Annotated in this window: 11 protein-coding genes and 2 pseudogenes; 5 read left to right on the forward strand and 8 right to left on the reverse strand. The window is 56.6% G+C overall.

Going from position 1 to position 15,573, the window contains the following annotated elements:
• Positions 1–60: 60 nt before the first annotated feature.
• Both IB254_RS00385 and IB254_RS00390 read right to left on the reverse strand, forming a co-directional pair.
• On the reverse strand, positions 61–3,723 hold the full coding sequence (locus IB254_RS00385; protein WP_192415657.1) for a transporter substrate-binding domain-containing protein: 3,663 nt from the start codon (positions 3,721–3,723) through the stop codon (positions 61–63).
• Between the two features lie 71 nt (positions 3,724–3,794).
• Complete coding sequence (locus IB254_RS00390; protein WP_192415659.1) at positions 3,795–4,694, reverse strand: EAL domain-containing protein; 900 nt, start codon at positions 4,692–4,694, stop codon at positions 3,795–3,797.
• Positions 4,695–4,924: 230 nt separating this feature from the next.
• Between IB254_RS00390 and IB254_RS00395 the strand changes: the two genes are divergently transcribed.
• From IB254_RS00395 to IB254_RS00405, 3 genes are all read left to right on the forward strand, one after another.
• The gene (locus tag IB254_RS00395) at positions 4,925–8,137 is read left to right on the forward strand and encodes a hybrid sensor histidine kinase/response regulator (protein ID WP_192415661.1); all 3,213 of its coding nucleotides are present in this window, start codon (positions 4,925–4,927) and stop codon (positions 8,135–8,137) included.
• A gap of 176 nt (positions 8,138–8,313) precedes the next feature.
• Positions 8,314–9,501 (forward strand): EAL domain-containing response regulator, encoded by a 1,188-nt coding sequence (locus IB254_RS00400; protein ID WP_318653010.1) that lies wholly within the window; start codon positions 8,314–8,316, stop codon positions 9,499–9,501.
• 113 nt (positions 9,502–9,614) lie between these two features.
• Positions 9,615–9,809, forward strand: a complete 195-nt coding sequence (locus IB254_RS00405; protein ID WP_192415666.1) for a hypothetical protein — start codon at positions 9,615–9,617, stop codon at positions 9,807–9,809.
• Positions 9,810–10,262: 453 nt separating this feature from the next.
• Here the strand turns inward: IB254_RS00405 and IB254_RS00410 are convergent, their stop codons facing one another.
• A complete protein-coding gene (locus IB254_RS00410) occupies positions 10,263–10,517 on the reverse strand; it encodes a hypothetical protein (RefSeq protein WP_192415668.1) in 255 nt (84 codons plus the stop codon).
• 111 nt (positions 10,518–10,628) lie between these two features.
• A pseudogene (locus IB254_RS00415) lies at positions 10,629–11,248 on the reverse strand (nucleoid-associated protein); the annotation flags it as partial.
• Here IB254_RS00415 and IB254_RS00420 point away from each other — a divergent pair.
• Positions 11,159–11,667 (forward strand): annotated as a pseudogene (locus IB254_RS00420) (lysis protein). The pseudogenes IB254_RS00415 and IB254_RS00420 sit on opposite strands and share 90 nt — an antisense overlap.
• 78 nt (positions 11,668–11,745) lie before the next feature.
• Here the strand turns inward: IB254_RS00420 and IB254_RS00425 are convergent.
• Entirely contained in the window at positions 11,746–12,132 is a 387-nt protein-coding gene (locus tag IB254_RS00425; protein WP_192415670.1) for a hypothetical protein, read from the reverse strand.
• The gene (locus tag IB254_RS00430) at positions 12,129–12,566 is read right to left on the reverse strand and encodes a hypothetical protein (protein ID WP_225602218.1); all 438 of its coding nucleotides are present in this window, start codon (positions 12,564–12,566) and stop codon (positions 12,129–12,131) included. The genes IB254_RS00425 and IB254_RS00430 overlap by 4 nt, the downstream gene beginning before the upstream one ends.
• Here IB254_RS00430 and IB254_RS00435 point away from each other — a divergent pair.
• On the forward strand, positions 12,556–13,149 hold the full coding sequence (locus IB254_RS00435; protein ID WP_192415674.1) for a terminase small subunit: 594 nt from the start codon (positions 12,556–12,558) through the stop codon (positions 13,147–13,149). The genes IB254_RS00430 and IB254_RS00435 overlap by 11 nt on opposite strands.
• Before the next feature lie 36 nt (positions 13,150–13,185).
• On the opposite strand, the gene IB254_RS00440 is transcribed toward IB254_RS00435, so the two are convergent.
• Positions 13,186–14,208, reverse strand: a complete 1,023-nt coding sequence (locus tag IB254_RS00440; RefSeq protein WP_192415676.1) for an XdhC family protein — start codon at positions 14,206–14,208, stop codon at positions 13,186–13,188.
• Between the two features lie 11 nt (positions 14,209–14,219).
• On the reverse strand, positions 14,220–15,572 hold the full coding sequence (locus IB254_RS00445) for a c-type cytochrome (protein WP_192415678.1): 1,353 nt from the start codon (positions 15,570–15,572) through the stop codon (positions 14,220–14,222).
• Position 15,573 lies beyond the last annotated feature (1 nt).

A 15,573-nucleotide genomic window follows, 5' to 3' on the forward strand; every position in this document is an offset into this window, starting at 1 on the left:
CCCGGGCTCGAGAGCAAAAAAGAAAAGGGCTGGAGAGCATCTCTCCAGCCCTTTTTTTTGTCACTGGGATTTGGTGAAGGCCTTTTCTATCAGCAACAGTTCTTTGTCCACTTCGGCCGTTTTGCCGGTCAGCTCCTCGAAGCTGCTTTCGACACAGGCCAGGTCCATGGCTTTGCATAACTCGATCAGGCGGGTGTTGCGCATGATCGCTGCGCTTCCGCGAATGCGATGGGACAGTTGCATCAGTGCATTGATGTCCATGTGTTCGTTAAGTTGGCGCAGTTCCTCAAGATCCCGGCGGTTGCTTTTCAGCAGTTCCCCGAGCAGTTGCTCGATGACGACGGGGTTGCCCATGCTGATTTTGCTCAACGTGTCGATCGCTTCGGCGTAACCCTCGGGCATGTCGGCGAGGGCGTCGCAGGCAGGCACAAACACCTCGTTTGAGGGCGCCGTCGCCACCGCTGGAATCAAGGCGTTCAATCGCTCTTCCAGTACGCCGAGGCTGGCGGGTTTGATCAGGCAGTCACGCATGCCGGCGCTGATGCAACGATCGATTTCCTCTTGCTGTGCGTCAGCGGTAAGGCCGAGGATGGTGAGGCGAGGGCGCTGCCGCTCGTGTTCTTCCTTGCGAATCGCCAGGGTCAACTCGACGCCGTTCATGACCGGCATGTGGTAATCAGTGATCAACAGATCGAACGAATGCTGTCGCCAGAATTGCAGCGCTTCGAGGCCATTTTCCGCCTCTACCGCCGTGCAGCCGAGGAACTCCAGTTGCGCACGCAGCATCTGCCGGTTGAGGGTGTTGTCATCGACGATCAGCACATGGGCGATTTTTCTCGGCGTCTGCCGGGGCTTGGTTACAAGCACGTCGTCCATCAAAGGAAGCGGTTCAAGCGTTTTCAGTTTGAGTGTGACATTGACCGTACTGCCGTGCCCCAGCGCACTGTGCATTTCCAGGCGTCCGCCCATCATTTCGCACAGTGAGCGCGAGACGACCAGACCCAGCCCGCTTCCGCCTTGGGCGTTGAGTGTCGATTGCGCAACCTGTGCGAAAGGGCGGAACAACAACTGCAGGTTCTCATCGGAGACACCCGTCCCGGTGTCGGTGACTTGCAATTGCACATGCAACATACGCGAGGCATCGATATGGGTGGTGATACGGATGGCCACGCTGCCTTCGTCAGTAAACTTGATCGCGTTGCTCACCAGGTTCGACAGGATCTGCTTGAAGCGCAGAGGGTCCACCAACACGTCCCGAGTAGTGCCGGCGTCGATTTCCAGCAGCAGTTTGAGGTTTTTCTGCCGTGCCAGACCCTCGAAGACCCGCGCCACGGGTTCGACCAATTCCTTGAGGCTGCAACGCCTTGGCGAAAAGCTCAGGCGACCGGATTCGATCCTCACGATGTCCAGCGTGTTGCCCAACAGTTCGAGCAGGTTTTTAGCCGAGTCATAAGCCACGTCAATATTGTCACGATCCAGCACGCCTTGATCGGCACGCTTGAGTGCAAGCTCCAGTGTGCCAATCACTGCGCTCATCGGCGTTCTGATTTCATGGCTCATGGTCGCCAGAAACTGGGTCTTTGCCAGGCTGGCTTCGTCCGCGTGCTCTTTTGCCTGTTGCAGATCCTGGATCAGTCGGAGGTGCTCGGACACGTCCTGCCATCCGCAGATCACACCTTTGATGCTTCCCGAAGAATCACGGAACGGCTGTATCCAATGCTCGATACTTCGGCTGTTGCCGGCAATTGAAATTTCGTACTGCTGCTCCAGCGGAGTGCCGGTTTCCATTGCGAGCAGGTAGCTGTTGTGCAGCGCCAGGGCCATTTCAAAATGCTCGATTGGCATTTCCAGTGCAGTCTTGCCCAACACGTCGGCCTGACGCAGATTCATGACCTCTTCATAACTGCGACTGCACGACAACAAGCGACCTTCCAGGTCGCGGACATAGATGGGAATCGGCATGGAGTCGTTCAGGGTTTGCAGAAACTCCAACTGATCGTTGAGCGCTTTTTCGGCTGCCACACGACGTCGAATCTGCCGGCGCAACTGGAAAATTCTCAGCATCGAGATCGTCAGCACAAACAGCGCGCAACCGACGATTTCCAGAATCACCCGCGAATAGTCGCGCCAGTTCTGCCCACTCATCGCAGCGTTGGAGCGCCAGCGCACCGTCAGCGCGTTCAGCTCATCCGGTGGAATACTCAGGATCGCCTTGTCCATGATTGATTGCAGTTCGGTGTCGCCGCGGCGCATGGCAAAGCTCGCCGTTGCGTCTTCGCCATCGAGGATCGCCGAGATACGCAGTTTTTGTTCGTACAGGCGAGCGGTGTAATAGCGGGCCATGGACAGGGCCATCACCGCGGCATCGGCCTCGCCGCTGACCACCATGCTCATGGCTTCCAGATTGTTGGCTGGCTCTAGCAGAATCACATCGGGGAATTCGCGACGCAGGCTATTGATCAGTATATGTCCCTTGGCAATCGCCAGGCGTTTACCGGCCATGGAGTCCAGACCGTAAATGTCCCTATGATCGACTGAGGTCACCAGGCTGAACGAACTGGTAGCGAATGGATGGCTGAATCGCAGTGTTTCCTGGCGTTCGACGCTGGGTGTCAGGAGCGCAAGATCCGCTTCGTTTTCACGCAATGCGTCCTGAACCCCTTGGAAACTCGTTGTGCGCAATATCTCGAAGCGCAGGCCAGTGCGCTGGGTGATGGTTTCGAAGAGATCCGAGACCACGCCATTAAAACGACCGCTGGCATCGAAGTAGGCCGAGGGCGCCATGTCATCGTTGATCATTAAGCGTGCAACAGGATGTTTGGCAAGCCAGCGTTTTTCCTGGTCTGACAGCGCCACCCGGTCCTCCGGCATCACCGTACCGCCACCGGTCCAGCGTTTGACCAGATAGCCCATTTTCAACGTGCCGAAGGATGACAGGGTGGAGTTGAGTATGTTCAAGAAGCGAACCTCATCGCCCCTGAGCAAAAAGCCGTATCCGCCGGCGTCGAGCTTGATGAATTGCGAAAACTTCAGGTAATTGAAAAAACTGTGATTGATCATGTAATGGGCGGAAAGTGAATCACCGATGTATCCGTCGAGTCCCTGAAACGCCACCGCGGCCATCGCCTGGACATTATTGTTGAAGGTGATGATCCGAGCCTCGGGATAGCGGCTGCGGAACAGCTCCGATGGGATGTAGTTTTTCGCCACGGCGATGGTCATGCCGCGCAGATCGTCCGGGACTGGGCGGTTATCCCCGGGGCGTCGATACAACGAAGGAGCGTTCACCGCGTACGGGATGCTCAGGGCGGTTTCCGGGTGATGATGTTCGTAGACACTGGAGCGGCTGATCAGGTCAATTTCCCCGGCCTGCAACGCCGTCAGTGCTTCCTGGCGCGTAGCGAACCCCAGGACCTTGATTTCGATACCCAGTTGTTGCTTCAGCAGCGTGACGACATCGGCGCTGATACCTTCGTAATCGCCATTGCTATAGATGACGTCGAGGGGCAGGGCAGACGTCCCCGGTACACCCAGCGTCAGGCTGCGCCGATCACGAAGCCAGGCCCAATCCTCGGCGGCCAGTTGCAACTTTTGCGGCTCGCTGGCCAATTGACTGGTCAGATGGAGATAGCCTCCGGCCGGGTCGGCGAGGGTTCGACTGCTCGCAATCAGCGAGCTCAGGCACACGAGAAGAAAAGATAAAACGGATTTGGTGCTGAACATTGAATGTCTTCTTGGCAGGCAGGTGCCCGTGGTGGTGGAGCTGCGAAATGCCGGGCCAGGCGTAATGAGCATCACGCGCAGAGCGAGGTGTTTCGGGGCTGGGCGATGTATTGCAGGCAATAGTTGATGAACTGCTGGTCCGGCATCGGTCGGGCAATCGCAAAGCCTTGAACCATCGGGCAGCCCAGAGCTTCCAGTTCTTTCATTTGCGCTACGGTTTCCACGCCTTCGATAACCAGTGACAGGCCGAGGGTGTTTGCCAGTTGAATGGTGTTTTCCACCACGATCCGGCAGGAGGGATGAGAGTGCAGGCGTTGCACGAAAGAACCTTCCAGCTTCAGCTCATTGAAGGGTAGGTCGCACAAGTGTTCGAGGGAGGAAAACGCGGTGCCAAAGTCGTTCATTGACAGGTTGCAACCGAGGATTCGCAGCTGCAACAGGTTCTTCAGGCAAGCCGGCGACAAGTGCATCGAGCCGGTTTCGGTGACTTCAAACGTGATTCGGCTGGCGGGGCATTGATACTGTTCAAGCCAATGACGGATCGTGTTGGAAAATGACTTGCAGCCCAGTTGCGAAGGTTGCAGGTTAAAGGCGAGTTCCATGGGAAAGCCGAACGCCGACAAGGTCCTGCGCAGCAATACGCCCTGCTCGAGCATTTCAAAAAACAGCTCGTCGATCAGGTCGTGGTGCTGCATCGCCGGTAAAAACTGCGACGGGCTCAATACTCCGCGCTGCGGGTGATTCCAGCGCGCGAGTACTTCGGCGCCAGTAATGGTGCCATCTTTCAGTGATAACTTCGGTTGGTAATAAGAGGCGAACTCATGATTACGCAGCCCCCGGCATATTTCATATGAAGTGATACCAGGCGGCGCCGCAACAAGTGGATTTGAAGATGGTTTGCGATCTTTTTCTGCTGTCGGCAATCGAACGCGGTCGAGCAAATCCAGGTTTTGCACACTCGAATTTTTCATGGGCGCTCCAAGGTCAGAAACAGGTAAGAGAAACTGTTTGTGAACCTTGGCGCAGCTCAGGCAGACTGTCGGTCGGCGGTTTCTACAGCGCTTGTAGGATTAATCTTACGGCCTTCAATGACTTTGCTTTCATGGTTTGTCAGCACGCAAATGGAGCGAAAACGCTCCTGTGGCGGGGGATTTTTTGATGGTTTACGGGCGTGGGTTAATGCCGTCTGATTTGATTTTTTATGCGTTATAGACAATCAAGAGTAGGGCGGCTGGAAAAAATCTCCCTGCGTCTGGGTTTTGGTTTGATCGTTTCTTTTTTGTTGCTGCTGTTTTTTGTAGTTGTTGGCTATTGGGCAACCTACAAAGTCGTCAGGGGCGAACTTGTCAAAGTCAACTATCACTTTTTGAGACTGGTAGCGCGCGCCAACGATCACGAAACGTTTTTGTTGCGAGCAATAAAAGCCAGTGGTTCGGTTGATTACAAACCGGCAAAAAGCGTCGGTTATGTCTTCAATGAACGTCCACTCGGCGACTTGCGCCTCTATGAGGGCAAGGCCTCACAGTCTTCGACCACCGTATCGGTGCTCATGCCTGATCGCACCGACTTGCTCGCCAGTGGCGCAGTGGCTCGGGAGTTGGATCAGGCCCGCGGTTTGGCCAATGTCTACAGCGATTTCTGGAGTGGATCATCATTCACCGCACCGCAGATGTTTTTGTTCGATCCGGATAACGGGTTTGATATTGCGGTTCCTTCGATTGACTCACGGCCTGCGGATTCGCGGCCCGTGTTGTTGTCGGTCGTGGAAAAGGTCAAGGCAACCATTGCCCGGCATCCGCCCAAAAACAGCGACCTGATTGTGCACTGGACACCCGGTGAGCGCTTCCTGATGGATGGGCGACGGGAACTGCTCGCCTATATCTCCGACCAATCCCACGGGTACAGCGCAGACGGTAGTGAGCCCGCCGAAATGATCGCGGCGACGCTACTGGAACTCAACGAGTTCAATGCCTTTGGTGTAAGGATCGATAAGCAGTTTTTCGATTTTCCGGCGTTTGAATCGATTGATCTGATTGCGCCTGACGGCACTCTGCTGGTCGGTGCGTCAGATACTGAAATCCATGATTACGAAAATGGCCTGCACCTGACGACCTCCGGTTTGCTGATCAAGCGAAGCGCCGGCACTCGTGGAACCTGGCAGGCGCTGTATCACATTAGTTATGAGCGTCTTATTCACGACGCGAGATGGCCGCTACTGGGGCTGGCGGGTTTGTTGATGGTGTGTGTATTCGGTGGCTGGTGGCTGATTACCTGGTATCGGCGTCGTGTCGTGGTACCCGCAAGTACGGACTATAGGGAGTTGTTGGTTAATCACGACTTTAATCATTCACTGCTGCAAACGGTGCCGCTGGCCTTGTGCGTTATAAGAGCGGAGGGCTTGGAGCAGGTCACCCAAAACGAGCTGTTTACCGAGTGGCTTGGTGATGCCGGAGATCTTCACGACTTGATGCGCGACTGGCCTATGTTCGACCAGGATCAGGCGCTCTCGGGTGAAGGTTGCCTGATGACGGCTGAACGATCGTTGCATGTTCGTTTTGCCCCGACAGATTATCAGGGCGAGCGGGTTTTGCTGTGCACCTTCACGGACATCACTTCCCATCGCGAGGCGGCGGCAACTCTGGTGTTTGCGCGCAAAGCCGCGGACGCGGCCAACGAAGCAAAAAGCAACTTCGTGGCAACGATCAGCCACGAAATTCGCACGCCGCTTTACGGTGTACTTGGAACGCTCGAATTACTGGGCATGACAGAACTGGAAGAGCGACAACGCGCCTACCTCGCGACGATAAGCAGTTCCTCCGACGTCCTGCTGCATTTGATCAGCGATGTCCTGGATATGTCGAAAATCGAAGCAGGACAATTGGTTCTTGAGCCGATCAAATTCAATCCGCTGGACCTTATCGAAGACATCATTCGCCTTTTTGCAGGTACCGCTGCGAGTAAAGGCTTATCGCTTTTTTGTTGTATCGATCCGGCCCTGCCTCAAGAGGTATCTGGGGACAGTCTTCGTATTCGGCAAATCATCAGTAATCTACTGAGTAATGCGATCAAGTTCACCGACAGTGGGCATGTAGCGGTTTTTGTGGCTGTGACCCACAACCCTAATGGTCAAGTCGGATTGGAGTGGCGAATCGTCGATTCCGGGCCAGGTATTTCGCCAGCTCACCAGGAGCGCTTGTTCGAGAACTTTTACCAGGCCAACAGCAAGCAACACACGGTCAAGGGTACAGGGTTGGGCCTTCCCATATGTTCCATGCTCAGCCAGATGATGGGCGGCACGCTCAGGGTCAGCAGTCAGACGGGAGAGGGCAGCGAGTTCACTTTCGCGTTAACGGCGGATGTCCTGAACCCGGCGATGATCCCTGTGTCCGATCAACTGTTATCCGGTAAGAACGTATTGGTGCGCACACCGTACCCGGCATTGACGCAGAGTCTGGCTGCATGGCTGGAGCGTCTTGGCGTAATTGTTTCGACTCAAGTCCAGGCATTCCACGATGCGCTATTGGAAGTCATGCCTGAACAATTGCCAGTGCTCGATTGGGGTGGCGTCAAAGTCTTTGCCCAGCATGACTTCAGTGAAGTGCCGCAAGTTATTGGCAAAGATATTCTGGTCAGTCAGCACAGCCTCTCGGGCATGCGCCAGGCTCTCACCATGGCCGTCACCGGTGCCATGCCCGAGCCCATTGCCAACACAATCGCCCCCGATAAACGTCATTTGGGCCTTAATGTGCTACTGGCTGAAGACAGCCCGGTCAATCAGCGTCTGATGAAAGAGCAACTGCAAGCCATCGGTTGTACGGTCGAGGTGGTATCGAATGGTATTCAAGCGCTGAAAGCTCTTGAGCACGGACGCTATGACCTGATCCTCACTGACGTCAACATGCCCGTCATGGACGGTTATGACTTTACAGAGTCCGTCAGACAGCGGGATCTGGAGATACCCATAATCGGCGTTACTGCCAATGCATTGCGAGAAGAGGGCGAGCGCTGCATACATGCCGGCATGAACAATTGGTTGACCAAACCCATCGACATTCAAGGCCTTTACCTGTGCCTGAAAAGCGCGATGGGCGGATCTTCACTCGACAAAATTGAAGTTCTGGAAGCTGCAGACCATCAAGATCAGTTGCAGATTCCAGAGCGCATGATTGAGCTCTTCATGCTCACTATTCGTGAAGATTTGAGCGGATTGAAATCCGCGATGAAGGAATCCGACGCTGCAGAAATCGTTAGATTGTTGCACCGGATTCGTGGCGCTCTTGCGGTCGGCAAAGCCAAAAGCCTCATTGTTCTTTGTCGAGAGGTGGAGAGATTGGTCACGAACTCTGGCCACGACTGTGCAGACGAAGTCGATCAGTTTGTTCGGCGCGTGGAACAAGCTATCCGCGCGAACTGAGGCGTGCTCAACGGCCCATATTGCATTGGGGCCTCGCCAGAGAAATTCATCGACGTAAGATTAATCCTCGCGAATGTCAGATATTTCCTAATTAGATTTGTTTCAGCTTTAGGCAGGATGGTTCGCCCTCCATCACCGAGCTGATTTCCATGAAGCGTCTTCCTCTGCGTGTACTGGTGCTTGAAGATCATGAATTTCAGCGTTCAGTCGCGGTCAGCATGCTGCGCCAGCTTGGCTGTCAGGAAGTTTTCGAGGCTGTAGATGGCGTCCAGGCACTCGATGTTTTACACAAAGTAGGCAAGGTAGACATTGCCCTCTGTGACTTGTGTATGGACGGCATGGATGGTCTGGAGTTTCTTCAGCGAGTCGGACGCTCGGGGCTCGTAGGCTCTGTGATCATCAGCAGCTCGCTGTCCGCCGACCTGCGTCGGGCGGTGCAGCAGATCGTGTCGTTGTTGGGGTTGGAAATGCTTGGTGATGTCGGTAAGCCGATGCAAGCGCCTGCTCTGGACGTCTTGCTGAAAAAGCACCTGCGTGGTTCGGATGTTGTGCCGCCAGTTCGCGCCCCTGTTGAGTTGGCCAGTGAAGATGAGGTTCGTCGAGCACTACGCGAGCAACAGCTGAAAGCCTGGTATCAGCCCAAGGTGAATCTGAGTACCGGGGAGGTGAAAGGCGTGGAGGTGCTGACGCGATGGCAGCATCCTGCTTCAGGCATTCTGTCCCCGGCGGTGTTCATGCCAGTGCTGGAACGTTGCGGATTACTTGATGAGTTGTTATTCGCACAAATGGATACTTCGCTGCGCCTGCAACAACAAGCGCGCAGCGATGGCTTTGTATTAAACCTGGCGTTCAATCTGCACGTAACGCAACTGGCCAATAGCGACCTCACATCGATCGTCAAACGCATTCTGCAGTTTCACAATGCGGCGGGTTCCAGTCTGACCTTTGAACTCACGGAAAGCGGGTTGCTGGAAAGTCCAGTCACTAGTCTGGAAACCCTGGTGCGGTTACGAATGATGGGCTGCCAGTTGTCGATCGATGACTTTGGGGCGGGATTCTCGTCGTTGCAGCGGTTATGTCAGTTGCCGTTCAACGAGATCAAACTCGATGGCGAGTTTATCCGCACTCTCAAACATGAACCGCGCTGCCGGGCAGCCATCTCCAGTACTTTGGCGCTGGGTGAAAGCCTGGGGATGTCGGTGGTGATCGAGGGCATTGAGAATAAAGAAGAACATGACCTGTTACTGGAGCTGGGTTGCACTTCTGGGCAAGGCTATTTCTACGCCCGACCGATGAGCGGTGAGGACCTGTTGCGCTGGTTGTCGGCGCGCGCAGGGTCTGGAACGAAAGCCGAAATGAAGTAGGTTTATGGAGGCCGGAGCAAATCAAGCAAGGCATGCGGTCGGCTTCGCCTGGTCAATGGGGCGGTAACGTTATTCGAGTCTTATCGCCATTCATTGATGTAATGGCGATAGTCGTGATGCTTGAGCACGGTCTTGAGCAGGTGGGCTATGTAACCGCGTCCGCCATCTGGCGTGTCAGGTCAAAGCCAGGCTCGACCGGTTTGTTTTCTGTTGGCATGGAGGAGCCTTGGCCGGTGTTCGGCTACAGTGAGTTGGTCATCGAAATGGAGATCGGACATGCAATGCTTAATTTGCCAAGCTGCTTCTAAGATTGTTCACACGACAGGATGCTGGTCCGAGGTCAAATGCTCGGCCGGATGTGGACACTTCAGGGTCTCAGCAAACCTTGTTGCGAAGATGAAGTTCAAGAACGAATTCTTTGACGTTGAACGAACGAGGCAATGGCTCGGGATGGCTCGGAACGAGGGGCCAGTGCCGTTGATATCGACCTACGATTACAACGTTTCCTTATTGCAAGGCACCACTAAAGAGCGATCTGGCAGCTCGGCGAGTCGTTCTAGGACATCGATCTCTTCGGAATAATTGACTTTGTATATTGGTCCGCCACTGCGTGGGCATGGGGCGTCCTATGCCGGGTCATGCCCGGGCGGTGGAGTGAGGGGCGAAGTCAATTGGCTTACTAGCTTGTACTAGGAGCGTTTCCTTGTCTTTGTAGTTACGAGATGATTTCTTATGAAGCGATTGATTGAAGAGTTTTTGTATCACGCGACAAACGATACTGGCCCTAGCCATCTCCATGAACTGCTGCGCGTACTGGGGGCGTCGAACATCGGAGACAAGCGGACGCATTTCTTGCTGGCCATGATCCTTACCACCTCGGCCTCAACTGCCAGCTCCCACTCAGGGATGGTCCGCTCAACCATCTTTCCGTTTTCCATCTTGTAGGTGTTGGTGTGTTCTTTGGCCTCTTCGCGAGCCCGGTTCTCACTCATTCCGAATACGGCAAATGTGCTCATGGGTCACTCCAGGCGGTCGAGTGCCTTCTGCAAAAACTCGTTGATGGTCATCGATTGATCGTCGGGATCAATCGCTCGCTTGATCCACATGCAGGCTTCCGCTGCGTCATCACGCAGCAGGGTGCGGATTTCACCTGGGCCGTCAATCCCTTCCTGACAGCCGATGAAGTCGCGGAAGTACTCGCTGATTTTTCGGCCCTGTTTACCCTTCAGGTACGAGATGTACTGCTTCGACTGACGGCTGGTCTGCCATTCGCTGATGTTAATGCGCGCGGCCAAGCGGATATGGTCCAGGTCCAGGCGATTCACAGTCATCAGATGCAGCTCTTCGGTCACGGTCACCGCTTCGGTTCCCTGCACCAGGGCGATAACCAAGTACTCGGTCAGGCCTTGCTGGTAGTGGCAGAAGAGGGCGTGCCCACCGGTAGTTAGGTTCGACTCTTCCATCAGCTTGGTTAGCTGTTCGACGGCCGTGATGCTGAACGCCAGGAAGTCGGTAACGCCGGCTAGGTACTTGCCGAGCAAGCCGCTGAGCGGGTAGCGCCTGACTCTTGGTGGAAGAACCCCCAACCCTTGCTGGCGGTGGCGTTGTAGCTTTCGTTGAGCTGGTTCATCAGGTCGTCGCGGGCCTGGCTTTCGACCTGCTCGGAATTGCCCAAGAACAGAACGGTCGGGCTGCCGCGATCACCTGGCAGGTTCAAGACTGGCGCTACGGTCAGCAGCTGGAACATCACGCCCGCCTGCAGGCGGAAACTCTCAATCAACTGACCTTGGCCGCAGCCACCCAGCCACCCAGCAACGCGCCGAGCAAGACAAACGCCTGGCGCTCGAGCAGCGACTGTCAGCCAGCGAACAAACCCATTACCGAGCCCTGAGCGATGCCCAATGTGATCAAGTTCGCCTGCGCGACCGTCTTGCCACTGCTGATGTGCGCCTGTCAGTCCTACTCGATGCCACCGAGTCAGCCAACGGCTGCTCAGTGCCAGCCGGTACCGAAGCTGGCGGCGTGGTTCATGGAGGAGCGCGCGCCCGACTTGACCCAGCGCATGCTCAACGAATTATCGCCTTCACCGATGAAGGCGACCGGGGAATGATTGCCCTTGTTGCGTGCCAAGCGCATGTGAGGGGGGATCACACTGAGGTTGAATGACTGCAATTTTTGGCGCGGGGCCAGGTACTGGCAAATGTCGCCCCATTCAAAATAGTCGGTTGCTATCCCGCGCCGCGCTTACTTGGCGTCAGGACACTCATCGGCCCATCGCGTAACCGTCATGTCATTGAATTGCTCCCCAATGGTGTCGACGCGCAGGCAAGCGCCGTTCTTTGAGTAGAACAAGATGCAACGTGAGCTATCAAAAGAGCAGACATCGACCTCGAAGAACTTGCGTGCAGCCAGCTCCCGCTCCACGCCACTATATTCATAGCCATCGGTGGTATGCATCCGCGTCGGCTTCCATCCTTTTTCGACGAGCTTGGACCTGGCCGTGACTAGGGGCTCCCCGACGGCGATGCCTGCCGGTCCGCGCCTGTCGCTTGTCGCCTGCGAGCCATCCGCAAACGCTGCGCTGGTGCCAATGCAATAAAGTGCGACGAGCGCGAGGATTGAAAACTTCATTTGACAGTCCCTCCAGCCGATTTGTAGCTCTCCAAAAACTTTGGATACTCGGCATACGGTTGCGGCGGATAATGATTTTTCTTACCAGGCCCTTCGGGAAGTGCCGCCCACCTCGTTGCCGCTTTCGGCATTGCTCCCGGGATGTCGCCGGCCTTGATCTTATCGATCACACCGAGGGTGCGCAGAATGTCGACCGCGATAAGGTCTTGCGTATTAGGCGTAAAGTCGGTGAGTCCCATCTTTCCGGCATACTCGCGCCAAGTGGCAATGGTAATTTGATACATGCCCGATGCCGTAGTTTTTCCGCCGTAACCGGCCCCCGGATGGGTGGTCTCATCAGTGAAAGTCCATTTCCCGGATTGAAAACCCGGTGCCCAGCCATAACCATATTTCGCGTGGTAGCTACCGCCTTCGGATTCGGCAATGGCAACCAAAAATGCCTTCACGTTCGCTGCGCACATCGGCCGATCACCGAGCTACATCACCTGGCTGAAAGAGAATGGCCGCCTGGTCCTGTCTCCGAATGGCAAGCAGGTTGATGTGATGGCCACTGAAGCGTTGATCCGCGATACCGCCGACCCGAGTAAGGCTGCCGTCGCCGCTCGCCATCAACAGGAGCGGCTTCAGCGTGATGTGTACAGTCACGTCGCCGCCCAATCCGAGCCGACTAACATGGCTGCGCCGCCGTCCGTTGATCCCGCGCAAGGGCAGACCCCGGACTTTCAGAAAGCCCGCGCACATCGCGAGCATTACCTGGCACGGATGGCGGAGATGGAGTTTCGTAAGGCGCAGGGAGAGTTGGTCGAGGTCAGCTTTGTGCAGAAGGCCGCGTATGAAACGGCTCGGTCTCTCAATCACTCGTTGATGAGCTTGTCGCCGCAATTAGCACCGCAGCTCGCGGCCTTGTCGGACCCATGGGAGGTGGAAAGGCAACTGACTACTGCGTTGCGCCAGCGACTCAACGAAGCGGCTCAAGTCTCCAATGACGACTATGGGCTTGTGCTGCCGGAATGCTGAGAAATATGCACTGGGCTTCGGCATTTAAGCATCGCTCTACGATGAGGAGGCCACAGACTCAATGGAGTGCTTTGCTTGGGCGACGCTGAGCCCACTCGGCAATCTCGCACCATTCTTGGCCGCAAGGATCTCGGCCATCACGCTTACGGCGATTTCCGCAGGCGTCTTGCTACCGATGTAGAGGCCGATCGGTCCGTGCAGTCGCTCAAGCGACGCCTCGGTCTCACCAAAATGTTCGATCAGGCGTTCGCGGCGCAGCTGGCTGTTGCGCCGAGAGCCGATGGCGCCGATGTAAAACGCCGGGCTGTGGAGTGCTTCGAGCAGGGCCAGATCGTCGAGTTTGGGGTCATGACTCAAGGCGACAATGCAGGTGCGTAGATCGACCGCGAAGTCGCGGACCACGTCGTCCGGCATGCCGACAATCCGCTCCACGCCTTCCACCGCCCAGGTCTCGATGTACTCGGGACGCGGATCGCACACCGCCACCTTGAAACCGTTGAACAGCGCCATGGTGGCCAGATACTCGGCCAGCGCGCCGGCACCGATCATCAGCATCCGGTAGCCCGGTCCCAAGGTGTTCAGCATCTGCGTGCCATCGAAGTTGAATTGTTCCGGCGTCGCGGTCGGTTCGAGCATGACCTTACCGGACTCCAACTTCAGGCGACGACGGACCAGTTGCCCGGCGTCCAGTTGCACTAGCAACGAGTCGAGTGACTGCCACGCCGGGTTGAACTCCAGAATCAGTTCAAGCGTGCCACCGCAGGGCAAGCCGAAGCGATGCGCCTCATCGGCGCTGACGCCATAGCGCACCACTTGTGGCGCACTGTCGTTAAAAGCGCTGCCGCCATGGGCCGTGGTATAGCGATGGATCAAATCGTCTTCGATGCAGCCACCGGACACGCTTCCCACCACTCGACCATCGTCACGCAAAGCCATCATCGAGCCCGTCGGCCGTGGTGATGAACCCCAGGTGCGCGCCACCGTGGCGAGCAACACACGCTCGCCGGCGGCAAGCCAGTCCCGCGCTGTGCGCAGGACCAGCAAGTCGATACTCTCCATCAGGTTCTCCTCTAACGCATCTGCAGAATGATCGGGCTGCTGCTGGCCGGATCGGTGTGTTCCCGCAGTTTGCCAACCGTCTGTGCATCAACAGCACCGCCCTGATTGCCCCAGGTGCTGCGCATGAAAGTCAGCACTTCGGCGATCTGCTGATCCGACAACTGCTCACGGAAGGCCGGCATGCGATAGGCATCCGGCACGCCGGCCGCCACCACACGCTGCGCACCATTCAGGGTGATGTTGATTGCCGAGGCGCTTTCCTTGGCCAGTGCTGAAGTCGCGCCGGCCAGCGGCGGCATCCATTCCGCTTGACCCTTGCCGTCCAGGCCATGGCACGAAGCACAGCGCGCCACGTAGGTATGAGCACCGGGCGAGTCCAGACGTTGCGCTGCCGAAACCGCTTGGTACTGCCACGGCGCGCCATCCCGTTCGCGATCCCCGGGAAGCGACTTCAGATAGTGGGCAATGGCCGTCAGATCGTCATCGCTCATGAACTGCGTGGAGTTGTTGAACGCCTCGGTCATCGAGCCGTAGACCACCGCATGTTGGTTGCGCCCGGTCTTGAGGAACTGCACGATTTCCGACTCGCTCCAACGGCCCAGGCCGGTGTTGTGATCATAGCGCAGGCTTGGTGCATACCAGCCATCGAGCAAGGCGCCCGCGAGGAACGGTGTACCGGATTCATCCAGCGCCTTTTCGTTGAACGCCAAGCCACGCGGCGTATGGCAGCTGCCGCAGTGTCCGGCACCCTGAACGAGGTAAGCGCCACGGTTCCACTGTTCATCCTGCGACGGTTTGGCTACGTAGGGCTCGGCGTCGACAAACACACCGTTCCACAGTGCAATCGGCCAGCGCAGGTTCAGCGGGAACGGAATCGCACTCGGGATGTTCGCCTGTTTCACCGGCGCCACGCCTTTCATGAAGAACGCATACAGCGCACGCACATCATCGTCACTGAGCTTGGCGTAGGACGGGTAGGGCATCGCCGGGTATAACCGGCGACTGTCGGGAGCTACGCCGTGGCGCACGGCACGGTCGAAGTCCGCCAGGCTGTAGTGACCGATGCCGGTTTCCATGTCCGGGGTGATATTGGTCGCATGGATCGCGCCCAGCGGTGTGGCCATTTCCAGCCCACCGGCGAACGGCGCGCCACCCGGCACGCTGTGACAGGCCACGCAATCACTCAACCTGGCGACGTATTCGCCCCGAGCGACCAATGCCGGGTCGATGTCGGCCACGGCGATCTGATGGTTTTCCAGGCGCGAGACGGGCTCGCGGGTGACATACCAGGCCAGCAGGCCTGCCGCGACCAGGCACGGCACCGCCAGCCAGCCAGCGGTTCTTGCGAATCGGCTGTGATTCATG

Source organism: Pseudomonas sp. PDM03 (assembly GCF_014852385.1).
GTDB lineage: Bacteria > Pseudomonadota > Gammaproteobacteria > Pseudomonadales > Pseudomonadaceae > Aquipseudomonas > Aquipseudomonas migulae.